This is a genomic window from Cellulomonas sp. P4_H4 (assembly GCF_056400865.1).
The window spans coordinates 1,055,463-1,072,538 of sequence record NZ_JBFUKL010000001.1 but is presented as its reverse complement, the minus strand read 5'-3'; the positions used below and the strand labels follow the sequence as shown (position 1 = coordinate 1,072,538).

General features: G+C 71.2%; 14 protein-coding genes and 2 tRNA genes. 3 read left to right on the top strand and 13 right to left on the bottom strand.

Features of this window, described 5'->3' with window-relative positions; genetic code table 11:
* Positions 1-67: 67 nt before the first annotated feature.
* The 7 genes from AC1DPN_RS05140 to AC1DPN_RS05110 all read right to left on the bottom strand — a co-directional run bounded on the left by AC1DPN_RS05140 (position 68) and on the right by AC1DPN_RS05110 (position 6,422).
* A complete protein-coding gene (locus AC1DPN_RS05140; RefSeq protein WP_477083617.1) occupies positions 68-1,609 on the bottom strand; it encodes an ABC transporter substrate-binding protein in 1,542 nt (513 codons plus the stop codon).
* 29 nt (positions 1,610-1,638) lie between these two features.
* A complete protein-coding gene (locus AC1DPN_RS05135) occupies positions 1,639-2,991 on the bottom strand; it encodes an LLM class flavin-dependent oxidoreductase (protein ID WP_477083616.1) in 1,353 nt (450 codons plus the stop codon).
* A gap of 550 nt (positions 2,992-3,541) precedes the next feature.
* A tRNA-Glu gene (locus AC1DPN_RS05130) sits at positions 3,542-3,614 on the bottom strand.
* 86 nt (positions 3,615-3,700) lie between these two features.
* Positions 3,701-3,772, bottom strand: a tRNA-Gln gene (locus AC1DPN_RS05125).
* A 216-nt stretch (positions 3,773-3,988) separates the two neighbouring features.
* The gene (locus tag AC1DPN_RS05120; RefSeq protein WP_477083615.1) at positions 3,989-4,444 is read right to left on the bottom strand and encodes a DUF6912 family protein; all 456 of its coding nucleotides are present in this window, start codon (positions 4,442-4,444) and stop codon (positions 3,989-3,991) included.
* 48 nt (positions 4,445-4,492) lie between these two features.
* The gene (locus AC1DPN_RS05115) at positions 4,493-5,761 is read right to left on the bottom strand and encodes a CpaE/TadZ family protein (RefSeq protein WP_477083614.1); all 1,269 of its coding nucleotides are present in this window, start codon (positions 5,759-5,761) and stop codon (positions 4,493-4,495) included.
* A 1-nt stretch (position 5,762) separates the two neighbouring features.
* Positions 5,763-6,422, bottom strand: a complete 660-nt coding sequence (locus tag AC1DPN_RS05110) for a hypothetical protein (RefSeq protein ID WP_477083613.1) — start codon at positions 6,420-6,422, stop codon at positions 5,763-5,765.
* 127 nt (positions 6,423-6,549) lie between these two features.
* Between AC1DPN_RS05110 and AC1DPN_RS05105 the strand changes: the two genes are divergently transcribed.
* Complete coding sequence (locus AC1DPN_RS05105; protein ID WP_477083612.1) at positions 6,550-6,759, top strand: helix-turn-helix domain-containing protein; 210 nt, start codon at positions 6,550-6,552, stop codon at positions 6,757-6,759.
* Positions 6,760-6,772: 13 nt separating this feature from the next.
* On the opposite strand, the gene AC1DPN_RS05100 is transcribed toward AC1DPN_RS05105, so the two are convergent.
* From AC1DPN_RS05100 to AC1DPN_RS05090, 3 genes are all read right to left on the bottom strand, one after another.
* Positions 6,773-7,300 carry a hypothetical protein gene (locus AC1DPN_RS05100; protein WP_477083611.1) on the bottom strand — a complete coding sequence of 176 codons (528 nt, stop codon included), beginning with the start codon at positions 7,298-7,300 and terminating at the stop codon, positions 6,773-6,775.
* Positions 7,301-7,393: 93 nt separating this feature from the next.
* Positions 7,394-9,172, bottom strand: coding sequence for a bifunctional metallophosphatase/5'-nucleotidase (locus AC1DPN_RS05095; RefSeq protein WP_477083610.1), 1,779 nt, complete (start codon positions 9,170-9,172; stop codon positions 7,394-7,396).
* Between the two features lie 149 nt (positions 9,173-9,321).
* The gene (locus tag AC1DPN_RS05090) at positions 9,322-10,173 is read right to left on the bottom strand and encodes a S1 family peptidase (protein ID WP_477083609.1); all 852 of its coding nucleotides are present in this window, start codon (positions 10,171-10,173) and stop codon (positions 9,322-9,324) included.
* A gap of 230 nt (positions 10,174-10,403) precedes the next feature.
* Between AC1DPN_RS05090 and AC1DPN_RS05085 the strand changes: the two genes are divergently transcribed.
* Entirely contained in the window at positions 10,404-11,318 is a 915-nt protein-coding gene (locus AC1DPN_RS05085; protein ID WP_477083608.1) for a LysM peptidoglycan-binding domain-containing protein, read from the top strand.
* Entirely contained in the window at positions 11,315-11,887 is a 573-nt protein-coding gene (locus AC1DPN_RS05080) for an Rv3235 family protein (protein ID WP_477083607.1), read from the top strand. The genes AC1DPN_RS05085 and AC1DPN_RS05080 overlap by 4 nt, the downstream gene beginning before the upstream one ends.
* A 60-nt stretch (positions 11,888-11,947) precedes the next feature.
* Here AC1DPN_RS05080 and secA read toward each other — a convergent pair whose 3' ends face one another.
* The 3 genes from secA to AC1DPN_RS05065 are packed head-to-tail and all read right to left on the bottom strand — an operon-like array spanning position 11,948 to position 16,953.
* Positions 11,948-14,758 (bottom strand): preprotein translocase subunit SecA, encoded by a 2,811-nt coding sequence (gene secA, locus AC1DPN_RS05075; RefSeq protein WP_477083606.1) that lies wholly within the window; start codon positions 14,756-14,758, stop codon positions 11,948-11,950.
* A 3-nt stretch (positions 14,759-14,761) separates the two neighbouring features.
* Entirely contained in the window at positions 14,762-15,733 is a 972-nt protein-coding gene (locus AC1DPN_RS05070; protein WP_477083605.1) for a DMT family transporter, read from the bottom strand.
* Positions 15,730-16,953, bottom strand: coding sequence for a winged helix-turn-helix domain-containing protein (locus AC1DPN_RS05065; protein WP_477083604.1), 1,224 nt, complete (start codon positions 16,951-16,953; stop codon positions 15,730-15,732). The genes AC1DPN_RS05070 and AC1DPN_RS05065 overlap by 4 nt, the downstream gene beginning before the upstream one ends.
* Between the last annotated feature and the right edge of the window lie 123 nt (positions 16,954-17,076).

Genomic DNA, 17,076 nt, shown 5'->3' with positions numbered 1-17,076 from the left:
GAGGTTCCTCCTCTCGTGGTGGACGAGCCGCCGGGGCGCGCAGCGGCGTGCGCCCCGGCAGCCCGGGCTACTTCTCGGAGACCGTGACGCCGGTCCAGTGCACCTGACCCGGGATCGCGGGCAGGTCGGACACCCGCGGGCTCTTCACGAAGAGGTTGGGCTGGCTGTAGGTGAACACCAGCGCCTGGCTCTCCAGGCCGGCCCGGGTGGCCGCCTGCAGGTTCTTCGCGTAGTCCGGCGAGTCGAGCGGTGTCTCGCGCGCCACCGCGACCGCTTCGGCGAAGCCGTCGGGCGTGTACGGGCTGGACAGGTTGAGCGGACCCTGCGGACCGAAGTGCGCGGTCAGCGTCTGCACCGGCGACTCGCGGCCCGTGGTGCCGTAGAGCGACAGTGCGAGCTCCTTGGCGAAGAACGGGGTCGCCCACGCCGTGTCCACCTTGATGTTCACGGTGATGCCCACCGCGGCCAGCTGCGACTGCACGATCTCCGCGGCGGGCGACTCGGCCGGGATCACCAGGTCGACGGAGATGTCGTTCGCGTGCCCCGCCGCTGCGAGCAGGTCCTTGGCCGTGTCCGGGTCGTACGGCCACAGGTCGGCGGACTGCTCGTCGTACGCGATGTACCCCTCCGGGAACGGCTCGGCCGTCGTGGACCCCGTGCCGAACGTGACCTTGTCGACGAACTCCTGACGGTTGATCGCGTAGCGCACCGCATCGACCACCTTGGGGTCGTCGAACGGAGCCTTGTTCACGTTCAGGCTGATGTTCGCCGCGTTGTACCCGGGCTGCTTCACCACGTCGAGGCCTGCCGCTTCGGCGGCCTTGACCTGGCTGGGTGCGAGGTAGGCGAAGTCGAAGACCCCGGTCTGGATGCCCGAGACCACTGTGGCCGGGTCGGGCACGGCGGACAGGTCGACCTCGTCGATCTCGATGTTCTCGGCGTCCCAGTAGTCGGGGTTCTTCACCAGGACCGCGTGCGAGCCCGTGACCAGCTCCTTCACCACGAACGGTCCGGCACCGACGGGCCAGGTCGTGAGCTTGGCCGGGTCCTTCGCCGCCGTCTGGCTCGTGATCTGCGCGACGCGCTGGCCGAGCAGGAGCGGCAGCTGGTAGTCGGTCTGGGTGAGGTGGACGACGACGTCGGTGGCGCTCGCGGCGTCGACCGACGCGATCGAGCCGAGGTCACCGTCGAGCGCCGAGTTCTCCTGCGTCTTGGCGCGCTCCAGGTAGAGCTTGACCGCCTCGGCGTCCAGCGGGGTGTCGTCGCTGAACGTGAGGCCCGGGCGCAGGTGGAACGTCACCTCGTCGCCGGCCTCGTTGTAGTCCCAGCTCTCGGCGAGGCCGGGCTGCGCGACGCCGTTCTCGTCGATCTCGGTCAGGGACGCGTACGCCAGCGACAGGATGCGGAACTGCGCACCGCTGCCGGAGACCACCGGGTCCCAGCTCGCCGGGAAGTCGATGGCCCACTTCAGGACCTGGGGCTTGTCGGGGTCGGGGGTGTGGGAGGCGTCGGCCGGGGCGGCTCCGCCGGCGGTCCCGCCGCAGGCCGCGAGCACGAGCGAGGCGGCGAGTGCGGTGGTCAGGGCTGCGGCTGTTCTGAGTCGTCTCATGGGTCTTTCCGGGTTGGTGTTGTGGGGTCTCAGACGAGGGACGGCTGGCGCTGCGCGTCGCGCGCGGCGGTGTGCACGTTCTCGGGGATGGGGAGGCCGAGGTTGCCCCGCAGCGTCGTGGACTCGTACTCGCTGCGGACGAGCCCGCGCTCGCGCAGGATCGGCAGCACCTCGTCGGTGAACCGGGCGAACTCGCTGGGCACGCTCGTGTGGATGTTGAGGCCGTCGAAAGCCCGGCCCTCGAACCAGCGCTGGATCTCGTCAGCCACCGTGAGCGCCGAGCCGACGAACGGCGAGCGACGCGACGTGGAGACGACCAGCACCGTCTCGCGCAGGGTGTAACCGTTCTCCTTGGCCAGCGCCTTGATCCGCTCGGCCTGCGTCTTGAAGCTGCGGTCGCCGAGGTCGCCGACCTCCGGGAACGGTGCGTCGAGGTCGTACTGGGAGAAGTCGTGCCAGCCGAACGGGCGGCCGAACTCGGCGAGCGCCCGCTCGAAGCTCTTGCTGCCGAGGATCGCCTCCTCCTTGGCGCGCGCGTCCTCGTCGGTGTCGCCGATGATCGGAGAGACGCCCGGCAGGATCAGGACGTGGTCGGGGTTGCGACCCTGGGCAGCGGCGCGCGCCTTGATGTCCTGGTAGAACGCCTGGCCGGCCTCGAGCGTCGGCGCGTGCGTGAAGATCGCGTCCGCGATGGTCGCGCCCAGGTCCCGGCCCTCCGTCGAGTCCCCCGCCTGGAAGATCACCGGCTGCCCCTGGGGCGAGCGCTCGATGTTCAGCGGACCCACCACGGAGAAGTACTCGCCCTTGTGGTTCAGCTGGTGCTGGCGCGAACGGTCCAGGAAGACACCGTTCTCCTTGTCCCGCGGGAACGCGTCGTCCTCGTAGGAGTCCCACAGGCCCTTGACCACGTTCACGTGCTCGAGCGCGCGCCCGTAGCGCGTCGCGTAGTCGAAGTGCTCGTCGCGGCTGTAGTTGCCCGCGGTCCCGCCGTCCCCCGTCGCGACGACGTTCCAGCCCGCACGGCCGCGGCTGATCAGGTCGAGGCTCGCGAAGCGCCGCGCCACGTTGAAGGGCTCGTTGTACGACGTGGTCAGGGTGCCGACGAGCCCGATGTTGCGCGTGCTCACAGCGAGCGCCGACAGGAGGGTCAACGGCTCGAGGCGGTTCAGGTAGTGGTGCGGCGAGTCGGGGGTGATGAACTGGCTGTCGACGATGAACACGAGGTCGAACTTGGCGGCCTCGGCCTGCCGGGCACGCTCGATGTACCAGTCGATGTCGACGCTGGCGTTGCCGGGGATCTCCGGGCTCAGCCACGTGGCGTGCTGCCCCGGGCCGCCGACGCCCATGAGGACGGCGCCGAGCTTGAGCTGTCTGGTGGTCACGATGGAACTCCTGAGGTGGTCGGCTGCACGGGTTTCTTGGGTGCACCCGGGTGCACGAATGACCCTGGGTGCGCGCGGCAGCGACGCCCGGCGGCTGGACGCAGACGGGTGTCGTGCTCGAGCGAGGGAGAGGACGCCCACGGAGGGGCAGGGTCGGCTCAGCCGACCGGCATCAGCAGGGGCGCGCTGGAGTCAGCGGCGCGCGAGGCTGGTGCTCGACATCGAGTCCAGACAGCATCGACACGCACGCGGCACGACGACCAGCGCGAGGCTGGTCAGCGCCGTGCGGCGCGGGGCGAAGGTCGGGACCGAGGTCATGAGACGAGTCTGCGGGCGGGCGGACGGGACGTCCAACGACGCGTGCGCATCGCCATCGATCAGCAGACGTTCTCGGTCAGTCCGTCGAGGCAGCCACCTGCGACGACGGCCTCGTCTTGGCGTCCGACACCCACGTCGGACGGGCTCGAGCATCGTGGTCGTCGGGTGTCTGCCGCGCCCTGCGCCAGGGCAACGAAAAACGGCCCGGTCACAAGGACCGGGCCGTTCTCTGTACCCCCGACCGGATTCGAACCGGCGCTACCGCCGTGAGAGGGCGGCGTGCTAGGCCGCTACACAACGGGGGCCTATACGCTGCGAGACCCGAGGGCCCCGCTTGCGAGTGGACACTTTACCCGATCCACCTGGATGGATCGAATCAGCGGTGTCAACGCTGGGGTACCAGGACTCGAACCTAGACTAACTGAACCAGAATCAGTCGTGCTGCCAATTACACCATACCCCATGGGGGTATAACGCCCGGCGCTCGTCGGTCGCCTGGCGGGGCGGACCGTCGTGCAGCCGGACGTCGTACCGGCGGTGAACACTACCCGGTCGCAGGGGTGGGGTCCAACTAGGGTCCCCCGGCGTGACCAAGGCCACGGTCAGCACGTCACCAGCAGGCCGTCAGCAGGTCGTCGGCACGGCGTCGGCACGGCGTCGGCACGGCGTCGGCAACGGCTCAACGCGGGATCGCTCCGAGCTCCGAGGCGTCGTACCAGAGCAGGTCACGCTCGTCGAGACGCTCGATCGCCGCGTCGTCCCCCGTGATCGCGGCATCGACGTCCGCGCCGACCCCCGGCTCGTCCACGTGCACGCAGGCGATGTCGTCGAGCGCGACCGCACGCAGGAGCTCGAGCGCGCTCGGCACCTCGTCGTCGTCGTCGAGAGGCAGCACGTCGTCCGGCGCCACGTCGGCCGAGACCACCAGTCGCGCACGTGGCGCCTGCGGCGACTCCCCCAGCAGAGCCAGCGAGTCGTCGGCTGCGGCGAGCTGTGCCGCGAACTCCAGGCCCTCGTCGTCCTCGTCGGGGAACATCGCCCGCAGCGCGGCCGTGACCGCGTGCACACGTCGAGGGGTCAGCGGACCCGCCGTCGGCTCGATCTGGTCCAGGGTCGCGGGGAGGTAGATGCGCACCTGCCCAGTCTGCCCGTCAGCGCCCGGTGCGGGCCGCTCCCGCGCCCGTCAGGCCGTCGAAGATACGACGACCGGAGCCTGCGCGGTCGACGAGACGAGGATCGAGTCGACCCGGGCTGCGACGCCCGCGAGCGCCCGCCGCGCCGGCGAACCGGGCGCGACCTCGCGCAACGTCCGCGCCTCGAGCATCGCGGCGTCGAGCGACGGCCGGTCGTCGGGGACCACCTGCACGTCGGTGACGCCGGCGTACCGCGCGAGCGCCTGCTGGACGGCTTCCGCCGGGTGGGCACCCGCAACCGACGCCCGGACGCGATTCACCAGGACGACCCGCGTGCTCCCGAGCCCGAGGTCGTTGAGCTCACCGAGCCCACGCACGAGCCGCTGGATGCCGACCGGGTCGCCCGAGCCGACGACGAGAACGACGTCCGCCGCCTCGAGCGCGCTGAGGGTCGCGCCGTTGCGACGCGGCGCGCGCGTGTCGTAGCTGAGCAGCTCGTCCTGCTCGAGGTTGAAGCCGCAGTCGACGACGGTCCACTCCGCCAGCGACCGGGCGACCGTCCAGACCGCGTCGAGCGACGACGACGGCAGCTCCGGCCAACGGTCGGCGCGCGAGATGCCCGAGAGCACACGGAGGTCGGGCGAGATCTGCGGGGTGAGCCGCGCGAGCGCCATCAGGTCGAGCGAACCCTGACCCGCGGCCCGCGCTGCCGCGGCCAGCCCGGGCGCCTCGTCGAGCATGCCCACGACCTGCGCGACGCACCCGCCGTACGTGTCGGCGTCGACGAGCAGGGTGCGCCGGCCCGCCGCGGCCAGCTCCGCAGCGACGTTCACCGCGACGGTCGTCCGGCCCGGCGCTCCCGTCGGACCCCACACGGCGAGCACGAGTCCCGCCGCAGGGCGCCGCACGAGCATCTCGTCGGGGGCCGGTTCCGCGGGTTCGGAGCTCGCCGCGGAGTCCAGGGCAGCGAGCGCCTCACGGACGACCGCGCCGGCCGCCTCCTCGTCCTGCGGCGCCATCACGACGAGGTCGGCACCGAGGGCCGCGAGCCGCTCACCGAGCCACGGGCGCGTCACGTCACCGAGGCCGACCACCCGGACACCAGCCCGGTGCAGAAGCTCGACGGCCTCCCGGTCGAGCAGGTCCAGCTCCCCGGACACGACCGCGAGCCTGCCCAGACCTGCCTCGGCCGCCGCGAGCAGCTCCGTCAGGTCGGCGCACCGCCGCGTCACGCTCAGGCGACCACCCGTGCGCTCGACGGCCTGCACGATCATCGACTCGGCGGTGCCGTGGACCGCGCAGAGCACCCCGACCGACACGTCAGCCCCCCGAACCCGGGACGGGAACCACGTCCACCGTGCCGTCCGCCGACAGCGCGGTGAGGATCTCCGGCAGCTGGTCGCTGGGGACGAGCACCTGCACCTGCGTCCCGCTCCCGACGCTGAACGCACCGTCCTCGGTGGACACCTCGGCCACCACGAGGCCGGACGCGAGCTGGTGCGGCTCCTTGGGGTCGTCACCCTCCCCCGTCGGCGGCGCGGGCGTGAACCAGAGGTCGACGCGCGCGCCCTCGGTCACGTCCTGCGACGGAGCGCGCTGGAGCGTCACCGAGACCGGGCGCAGGTCGAGGTCGGCCGCGTCCCCGATCGCCGACGCCGGGACGAGCTCACCGCGCCCGACCACACGCACCACGACCCCGTCCACCGGCTGGTCGGCGCGAAGGTAGTGGTCGATGTCGACCGTGCCGAGCCGCACGTCCACGACGGCCAGCTGGTCGACCTCGAGCCGGTCGCCCGGGACGAGTGCCGCGCGGGACATGTAGACGGGCACCGTCGACTGCGCGGTGCGCACCACCCACGAACCCAGGAGCACCGACGCCGCCACCATCGCGATGCCGGCCAGCAGCCGCGGGTCACGCCAGCCGGGTCGACGGAGCCGTGCCGCGACCGGCGCCGGCAGATCGATCACGCTGGTGTCCATGCATTCCCCCGTCTCGACGGCACGCTGTGCCGGACCGCCATCCTGCCGCGCGCACGGCACGACGGGGGCGAGAACGGAGCATTGTGGACAAACAGGGTTGGGCGCCAGCGCGTGCCACACTGCGGTCATGCCCTCGCGGTTCCTGACCCTCGCGGACGTCACCGAGGTCCTCAACATCTCGGCCACCCAGGCCTACGCCCTCGTCCGCACCGGCGAGCTGCCCGCCATCCAGATCGGCGGCCGCCTGCAGTGGCGCGTCGAGGCCGACGAGCTGGAGAAGTACATCCAGCGGATGTACGAGGAGACGCGCGCGCGGAACTCTTCCGACGCCGGCTGACACGCGCCGGCCGTCAGGCCTCGTGCACCGCCCGCAGCCCGACGAACGGCACTGCCCACATCGCGCGTCGTGCCGCGGTGCCGAGCTCGGCGACGTCCAGGTGGTCGGCGGCGACCCGGTCGATCCGGCCGACCACCTCGACCCCGCGCGCCTCGACCCGCACCCCGACGCGGTCGCGTGACAGTGCGCGCAGCACCTGACCGAGGCCGAGCCGAGACTCGACGAGCCCAGGGCCCGGGGCGGCATCGGCCGCGAGCCCGTCCACGGCGCCGACCGCCGCGAGCGGGACGAGCGACCGTCGCGCCCCCGACGTGGCCAGCAGCAACCACTCCGGCGCGGCCTCGACCAGCCTCCCGCTGAGCGGCTCGGCGCCGTCGACGCGTACCCGCACCTCGCGGCCGACCGACGCCCGCACCCGGGCCGACAGCGTCACCGACGCGCGCTCGGCACGCGCCAGCTCGGCGACGTCGGCGCGCACGTCCGCGAGCCTGGCTGCGGCGAGCTGGGCCTCCATGTCGGCGAACAGCTGCTCCCATCGCATCCGAGCACGGTAACGGCCCCGGGTGCGCAGGCAAGTACCTGCGCGCCCGGGGCCGTGTGGTCACACCCGTTTCAGCTCACCCAGCGGCGGCCGTCACGGCACCACCGTGATCCGGTCCCGCGGACCCGGACCGACCGGGCCCGCACCCACGTACGCGGCGAGAGCGTCGACGTCGAAGCCCGGGGCCGTCGTGCGGTCCGTCGCGACCGTCAGGTTCGTGAAGCCGTCTCCCCCGTTGGCGAGGAAGTCGTTGGTGCTGACCCTGTAGGACGCGGTCGGGTCGACCGGCGTGCCGTTCAGCGTGATGTTGCTGACCCGGCTCCCGAGCGCCGCCGAGGCGGAGTACGTGTAGTTGAGCGACTCCGACACCTGCAGGATCTTCGTCGTCGTCTGCCCGGCGTACCCGACGAACTGCTGCTCGAGCACCTCCTTGAGCTGGGCACCAGTGAGGGTCACGGTGACGACGAGGTTGTTGAACGGCTGCACCGTGAACACCTCGCCGTACGTCACCTGTCCGGGCGCCTCGCCACCGGTCGACGCCGAGTAGATCAAGTCCGCTCGGATGCCCCCGGGGTTCATCAGCGCGAGCTGGACACCGGCCGACGACGTGTACGCGACCATGCCGTCGGCGATGACGTCGCCCAAGGCGTTCTCGCCCGCGGACGTCACCGTTCGCGTGATGTCCGACGTGATCGAGCCGACGACGCGGTTGGCCAGCGGCGCCACCGCGGTGCGGTACTTGTCGGCGATGACCTTGGCGGCAGGGTCGACCGTGGCGGGGTTCCGGACGTACACGCCGGGCGCGGACTGCTGCCAGGTGCCGTCCGGGTTCTTGACGCCGTTCTCCACGATCAGGTTGTGGGCGTCGGCCGAGACCAGGGTCTTGGTCTTCTTGTCGAGCGTCATGCTGATGTCGGTCAGCAGCGTGCCGTTGCTTCCGGCGCTCGTCACGACCGTCGAGGCGCCCGACGAGTTCGGCAGCGCGCAGGTGTACGACCGGTGCGTGTGACCGCTGACGACGACGCCGTAGGCCGGGTCGAGGTTCGACACGATGTCGGTGACGGCTCCGGTGAAGCCGACGCAGCCGCTGGGGTCCTGAGGTGCAGGACCGGTCTGCTGGCCGCCCTCGTGGAGCAGGAGGACGATCGTCTTCACACCCAGGTGCCGCAGCGCGCGGGCGTAGAAGTTGGCGGTGGTCGCCTCGTCGAGGAACTTGACGTCGGTGATGCCCGCCGGGTTCACGATGCCCGGCGTGCCTTCGAGCGTCATCCCGACGAAGCCGACCTTGACCCCGCCGACGTTCTTGATCGTGTACGGCTGAAGGATGGGCAGGTTGCTGTCCTTGTAGACGACGTTGGCGGCGAGCATGGGGTAGTCCGCCCCGGCGAAGCCGTCGCCGTCCTGGCAACCGTCGACCGGGTGGCAGCCGCCGTTCTGCAGGCGCTGGAGCTCGGTGACGCCCTCGTCGAACTCGTGGTTTCCGACGCTCGTCACGTCGAGGCCCAGCGAGTTCATCTCGTCGACCGTCGGCTCGTCGTGGAACGCGGCGCTCACGAGGGGACTCGCGCCGACGAGGTCTCCCGCGGCGACGGTGAAGCTGTAGCGCGACTCCTGCTCCTGCTCCGCCCGCAGCTTCTTGACCGCTGTGGCGAGGTACTCCACGCCACCCGCGGGGGTGCCGTTGACCAGGCCTCCGCTGCCCGTGGGCGGGTCGATCGCACCGTGGAAGTCGTTGAAGGAGATGAGGTTCACGGTGACCGTCTTCGGTGACGGGTTCTTTCCGTGCGCCTCGGCGGGGATTGCGGCGGTCGAGACCAGGGCCAGGGCTGCGGCGGCTGCCGCAGCGACCTGACGCCCACGAAGGATCTGCATTGGGGGCTCCTCGGGTCAGGCTCGGACATCAGACACCATGCCCAGTTCGGGCTGGTTTGGGAAGACCGCCGCCACGACCGTGTCGGCTGCGGAGCCCGACACGGTCGTGGCGACGGTTTCCCCGTCCTACGGGGACGTCATCGGTCTGGTCAGAGACCGAACGTGGCCAGCCAGTCCTGGACGACGGCGATGTCGACCCGCTGGTAGCCGCCGAGGTACCGGCAGTTCTCGGTGTAGCCGTAGCTGGTGACGGCGACGATGTTGCCGTTCAGGAACACCGGGCCGCCCGAGTCCCCGAAGCACGTCCCGCCCGTACCGCGGTTGTCCTTCTCGTTCCCGTTGGTCTGCAGGATCTGGGGCGTGAGCTTCTGGCCCGGCATGTCCACGTAGCGACGGATCAGCGGGTAGCTCATGGGCTGCGGCTTCTGCGGGCCCGAGTCCGGCTTGCGCACCTCGGTGCCGTAGCCGACCGCCGTGAAGAGGGTCTGGTTCAGCACGGGCTGCGCATACGCGTCGAGGTACCCCAGGTCAGCGATGCTCGCCGGAGCGATGCCCGTCACCGGGTGGGCGAGCACGATGACGCCGACGTCGTTCCAGTTGTCCAGGTCGGTGAAGTCGGAGTAGTCGGGGTGCGTGTACGCGGTCCCGGAGAGGTACCCGGCGGCTTCGATCTCCGCCTGCGTGTAGCCGGCGCTCGGGTCGGCGGCGACCGGGAAGCCGCTCGGCGGCTGCTCGGCGATGACGGAGTCGAACGTGACGAGCGTCTTGCCGAGCGTCCCGTCCGTACAGTGCGCCGCCGTCAGCAGCACGGTCGGTGAGACGAGGGTGGCACTGCACCGGAAACGCCCGTCCGCGCTGTAGAAGAGGATCAGTCCGACGTTCGGGTGGGTGTTCCCGTCGGGGGTGCCGCCCGTGCTGGCGAGGGCGGGTGCCGCCCCGAGGGCGGTCAGCCCCAGTGCCATGGTGAATGCGACGGCGAGCTTGAGCAGTTTGGGCCGCATGCGAGGTTCCTCCTGGTTGGTTGCGACGTGAGCAACACCACACCACGCGCGCCCCCGCAGCGCCACAGGACGCGCGCGATGACTTTCGGGCGTGGGCGGGTTCTCGCATACCGAGGACGGCGTGCAGCCAGCCGAACCAGGGACCGCTGGACAAGATTCGGACATTCAGGTACATCTATGACCCTCGTTCCACATCAAACAGCATCAAACGACACGATTGAGGGTCAACCATGGCGATCGACGCGGCGTCCCGACGCCCGACGGCTCCTCCCGTCCCCCAGCGCCGGGCAGGTGTCGCCGCGGCTGCGCTCGGACTGCTCGCCACCTCCCTGCTGTGCGGGGCACTGGCTGCGGGACTGGCAGAGCGGGCGTTCGGGCTGGCCGGCGGGTCGGCGGTCCTGACGATCGATGCGCTGGTCGAGCTCGTCGTCACCGGTGTCGGGACGCTCGTGGCGGCGTGGCTCGCCGGGACGGCGGTCCTCGCGCTCGGCTGCCTCGCGGTGCGGCTCCTCGGTTCGACCTGGCGCCTGGGCGAGGGGCTCGTGCACCGGTGCGCGCCGGCGGTCGTTCGACGCTCGCTCGCCCTGGTCGTCGGTGCGACCGTCGGTCTCGGTGCCACCACCGGCGCCTCGGCTGCCGTGAGCACGCCGACACCGACGCCCTCGGCGACCAGCGCGGTGACCGTGACCGTCGACGATCTCGGCTGGGTCGTCACGACCCCGCCCCTCCCGACCGGCACCACGGCAACCGCCCAGGCACGGGGCGCAGATACCGGCGGAGCGCCGGAGCTGGGCGAGCCGTCGCCCACGGTCGCACCAGGACCCGCCGCTGAGCCGTCGACCGTGACATCCTCAGCCGCTGTCGTAGCGCCGGTAACCACGCCGGCCACGCCGTCCCGACCCGCACGAGCTGCGGCGCCGTCACCAGGTCCCGACGACGCCGGACGCGTGGTCGTGGCCGCGGGCGACAGTCTCTGGGCGATCGCAGCCCACCACCTCGCACCGGACGCGACCGACGCCGAGATCGCCGCGTCCTGGCCGCAGTGGTACCGCGCGAACTCCGACGTCATCGGAACGGACCCCGGCCTGATCGTCCCCGGCCAGCAGCTCACGGCGCCCGTCGAGCAGGACGGGGCCGCGTCGTGACCGCCGCCGCCGAGCTCGCCCCCTCGAGCGCCGAGGACGCGTTCGCTCGGGCGCAGTCGGCCGACGCAACGACCACGCCGCGCATCCGTCTGGTTCCCGCACCTCCCCGCGCCCTCGTACCCCGGGCCACGCGTCCCGCACAGGCCGTCGCGCCGACGATCACGGCGCGCATCTCCGTCCTGCGTGCCAGCGACACCTCGACCGACGTGGAAGACGAGGACAGCCCCAGCGCCGTCCCGTCAGCCGACCCGGCAGCCGTGGGCTGCTCGATCGCACTGGCCGCCCTGGAGGTGCTCGCGGGACGCCGCCCGGTCGCGCAGCTCGCCCGCTGGCTCGCTCCGGCCGTCTACGAGGCCCTGCAGGTGCGCGCGGGTCTGACCGCACGTGTCCTACGGACGCCTGAAGGTGCGCGCCACCCGCAGGTCCGCCGCTTCCGCGTCACCCCGGTCCTCACGACGACGCGGGAGGTCACCGTCGTCGCCGACGACGCCGGCCGAGTGCGTGCCGTCGCCCTGCGACTCGAGGCGCACCGGGGCGTCTGGCGCGCTACCGCCCTCGAGATCGGCTGACCGACCGGGACGACGAAGGCCCGCCCACCGAACCGGTGTGCGGGCCTCCGTTCGTGCAGGTCAGCGCTTGCGCTGCTGCTTGGCCGCCTTGCGACGCTCTTCACGGTTGGACGTCCCAGCACCGGCCGATCCGGCCGCGGGCGCACCGCCACCGTTCGTCCCGGCCGGGGACGCGGCGCGTGTGACGACGCCTCCGTCTCCGTCGACCGACGGCGCCGAGTACTGCAGCGGCGCGGACTGCTCCGGACCGTCGATGCCCTTGGCCACGAGCTTCGCCGCCGGGGCCGGACGGTCCGCGATCGCGGCGCCCGCCGTGCCCTGGGCGTCGGCGATCGAGTCGAGCGTGATCGGCGCGGTCGGCGTCTCTGCCTCCTGAACCTGGACCTCCAGGTTGAACAGGTAGCCGACTGTCTCTTCCTTGATCGCGTCGTTCATCGCGTTGAAGAGCTGGAAGCCCTCACGCTGGTACTCGACCAGCGGGTCGCGCTGGGCCATCGCCCGAAGGCCGATGCCCTCCTTGAGGTAGTCCATCTCGTAGAGGTGCTCACGCCACTTGCGGTCGAGCACGGACAGGGTCACGCGACGCTCGAGCTGACGCATGTTGTCCGAGCCGATGAGCTCTTCGCGCTCCTTGTAGGCGTGCTCGGCGTCCGACAGGATCTCGCGCGTCAGCATCTCGGCCGACAACCGCGTGTCACCGCCGGCCGCTTCGACGACCTCCTCGGGCGTGATCGAGATCGGGTACACCGCCTTGACCGCGGTCCACAGCGCTTCGAGGTCCCAGTCCTCAGGACGACCCTCCGCGGTTGCGGCGGCCACGTAGTCCGTGAGCACGTCCGTGCGGAAGTGCGAGATCTGGACGTGCATGTCCTCGCCCTGCAGGACGCGGCGCCGCTCGTCGTAGACCACGGTGCGCTGCCGGGACATCACGTCGTCGTACTTCAGGACGTTCTTGCGGATCTCGAAGTTGCGCGACTCGACCTGCGACTGCGCGGACTGGATCCCGCGCGTGACGATCTTCGACTCGAGCGGCATGTCCTCGGGGAACCCGGCACGCGTCATCATCGACTCGGCGAGGCTCGAGTTGAACAGGCGCATCAGGTCGTCCTGCATCGACAGGTAGAACCGGGACTCCCCCGGGTCACCCTGGCGGCCGGAACGACCACGTAGCTGGTTGTCGATGCGTCGCGACTCGTGCCGCTCGGTGCCCAGCACGTACAGACCGCCGAGCTCGGCGACCTCGTCGTGCTCCGCCGCGACGGACTCCTTCGCCTTCTCGAGCGCGAGAGGCCAGGCTGCCTCGTACTCCTCGGGGTTCTCCGCGGGGTCGAGCCCGCGGCTCGCGAGCTCCGCGACGGCCATGAACTCGGCGTTGCCGCCGAGCATGATGTCCGTCCCACGGCCGGCCATGTTCGTCGCGACCGTGACCGCACCCTTGCGGCCCGCCTGCGCGACGATCGACGCCTCACGCGCGTGAGCCTTGGCGTTCAGCACCTCGTGCGGGACACCCTGCTTCTTGAGCTTCGCGGAGAGCAGCTCGCTCTTCTCGACGCTCGTGGTGCCGACCAGGACCGGCTGGCCCTTCGCGTGCCGCTCGACGATGTCCTCGACGACCGCGTCGAACTTGCCGTTCTCGGACTTGTAGACGAAGTCCCGCTGGTCGATGCGCTGCATCTCCCGGTTGGTCGGGATGGGCACCACGCCGAGGTTGTACGTGCCCTGGAACTCGGCGGCCTCCGTCTCGGCCGTACCGGTCATCCCCGAGAGCTTGCCGTAGAGCCGGAAGTAGTTCTGCAGCGTGATCGTGGCGAGCGTCTGGTTCTCGGCCTTGATGGCCACGCCCTCCTTGGCCTCGATCGCCTGGTGCATGCCCTCGTTGTAGCGGCGGCCCGGCAGGATGCGGCCGGTGTGCTCGTCGACGATCAGGACCTCGCCGTTCATCACGACGTAGTCCTTGTCGCGCTTGAACAGCTCCTGCGCCTTGATGGCGTTGTTGAGGAACCCGATGAGCGGCGTGTTGAGCGACTCGTACAGGTTGTCGATGCCGAGGTAGTCCTCGACGCGCTCGATGCCGGGCTCGAGGACACCGATCGTCCGCTTCTTCTCGTCGACCTCGTAGTCGCGCTCTGCCTGCAGGCGGCGGGCGACCTTGGCGAACTCGGCGTACCAGCGGTTGGCGTCACCCGAGGCGGGGCCCGAGATGATCAGCGGCGTGCGGGCCTCGTCGATAAGGATCGAGTCGACCTCGTCGACGATGGCGAAGTGGTGGCCGCGCTGGACGAGGTCGTCGGTGTTCCACGCCATGTTGTCGCGCAGGTAGTCGAAGCCGAACTCGTTGTTCGTGCCGTAGGTGATGTCCGCGGCGTACTGCTCGCGCCGCTCGGAAGGGCGCTGGGAGGACAGGATCACGCCGCTGGTCAGGCCGAGGAAGCGGTAGACGCGTCCCATGAGCTCGGCCTGGTAGCTCGCCAGGTAGTCGTTGACGGTGACGACGTGGACGCCGTTGCCGGTCAGAGCGTTGAGGTACGCCGGGGCCGTCGCGACGAGGGTCTTGCCCTCACCGGTCTTCATCTCGGCGATGTTGCCGAGGTGCAGCGCGGCGCCGCCCATGAGCTGGACGTCGAAGTGGCGCTGGCCGAGCGTGCGGCGGGCAGCCTCACGGACCGTGGCGAACGCCTCGGCCAGGATGTCGTCCAGCGACTCCCCGTCCGCGAGGCGTGCGCGGAACCGGTCCGTCTCCTCGCGCAGCTCAGCGTCGGACAACGCCTCGAAGCTGTCCTCGAGCGTGTTGACCTGCTGGGCGATGCCCGACAGCTTCTTGACGATCCGGCCTTCACCGAGGCGCAGGACCTTCTCGAGGATCGCTGGCACGCACTACTCCCGACGTGTTCGCACTCCGGGCGCGCGCGGCGTCGGAGCGGCTTGGGTCCCGGCCGCACGGCCGGGCGCATCCATCGTAGGCGAGCCTGCGGGGCGTGGGCGAAGAACGACGACCGCCGCGCCCAGGAGCACGGCTCCGACGACCCCGGCAACACCCAGTCGCTCGCCGCGCAGCAGCACGGCACCGATCGTCGCGGTGAGGGGCTCGAGCAGCGCCAGCAGCGTCGCCGTGGTGGCCGGAACGCCGTGCAGGCCCGTGAAATACGCTCCCCAGGCGGCCGCCGTGGGCACGATCGCGAAGTAGGCGAGCAGGATCCACCCCTCGGCATCGTCCGGCAGTCCGAGCGCAGGTCCGACCGCCGCGGCGACCGGGAGGAGCAGGATTCCGCCCAGCGTGAACGCGGTCGCCGTCATGGGCAACGGGGACAGACCGGGCACCGGGCGGCGGTTCAGACCGGTCATCGTCGCGAACGCCGCCGCGGCCACGAACGCCAGCGCCGCACCGACGGTCGCGTCGGGTCCGGTGCCTTCCGGCGTGCCGACGAGGAGCACGAGCCCGACGAGCGCCAGCCCGAGCGCGGCCAGGGTCCGCCCCGCGGGCAGACGTCGCGACGAGACCGCGGTGGCCACCGCGACGAGCAGCGGCGCCGCACCCAGCGCGATCAACGTGGCGACCGCGACGCCCGCACGCACGACCGCCGCGAAGTAGGCACCTTGGTAGACGGCCAGGAGCAACGCGGTCACGACGATGCGGGCCAGTGCGGGGCGGGAACGGGTCAGACCGCGCAGGCCACCCGTCACCGCGAGCGCGACGAGCAGGACCGCGCCGCCGCCGAGCAGGCGATAGGAGGCCACGACGAGGGGCGCGAGGCCGGCCGACTCGGCCAACGCGGCACCCGCGAGGCCACCGGTGCCCCAGAGGACCGCGCCGAGAGCGACGAGCGCGAAGCCCCGTCTGCTGCTCACACGACGTCCCGCAGCGCCGGCGCCAGGTCACCACGGTCGGCGACCGCGACCTCCCCGAGGCCGAGCCACGCCGCGAGCTCGCGCAGCTCGGCGGCGAGCTCTTCGACCACGTGCACCTGCGACCCGGGGCTCCGGTGGGCCGCCTGGACCCGTAGGACGCCCGCCTGGCGGTCGGCCTTGAGGTCGACGAGCGCAGAGAGGGACTCGCCGAGCAGGAACGGCAGCACGTAGTAGCCCCAGACGCGCTTCGGCTCAGGGACGTAGATCTCGATGCGGTACCGCAGCCCGAACAGGGCCTCGAGCCGGCGGCGCTCGAAGACGAGCGGGTCGAACGGGTTGAGCAGCGCGCGTCCGGTGGCACGACGGGGCAGCGTCGCGTCGCGGTGCCGCCAGATGGTGCCCTCGTCCCAGCCGTCGACCGTGACCTCGCTGAGCACACCGTCCTCGACCAGCTCCGCGACCGCGCGCGCCGCAGGCTCCAGCTTGATCCGGAAGTAGTCCGCGAAGCTGCGCAGGGTGCCGATGCCGTGCGCCCGGGCTCCGATCTCCACGAGCGCGCGAAGGCTGTCCTCCCGCGAGGTCTCGGGAGCCGCGAGCACGTCCGCAGGCAGCACACGCGCCGTCAGGTCGTAGCGTCGCTCGAACGCCCCGTTCCGACCTGCCGACGTCACCTCACCCGTGAAGAAGAGGAACTCGAGCACCCGCTTGGCCACGGTCCAGTTCCAGCCCCACTCGGTGCGCGTCGTCGGATGCTCCGCCTCGAAGCTCTCCTGCACCTCCCGCGCCGTCACCGGACCACGCGCCGCGATGATCGCGCGGATCTCGTCGACCATCGGCGTGTGCTGCAGCGGCACCTCGGCGATCGTGCCCCACGCCTCGTCCAGGTAGGCGCGCTGTCGCCAGAGGAGCAGCCGGTAGGTCTCGGGCGGGACGAAGGAGGCCATGTGCGCCCACGTCTCGACGAGCCTGCGGGGCGCCCGGCCTGACGCCTTGTCCAGCAGCGCGGTGTCGTAGGCGCCGATCCGCGAGTAGGCGGGCATGAGGTGCGCGCGCGCGAGCACGTTGACCGAGTCGATCTGCAGGACCCCGAGCCGGTCCACGACCTGCTGGAACTGCCGCATGGTCGGCGGCGCACCGCGGGCAGGCCGCGGCGCGTCCAGACCCTGTGCGCGCAGCGCGATGCGCCGGGCTTGGGACAGGCTGAGGCGCTCGACGGTCACGGGCTCATCTTGCCGCCCGCCGCCCACACCGCTGTGTGGGCGCACTACGGGCCGGACCGCAACGTCTGTCAGCCGGCCGTGCCCGGCGTCGGCGCGGGCCCGGCGAACAGCCACGAACACGGC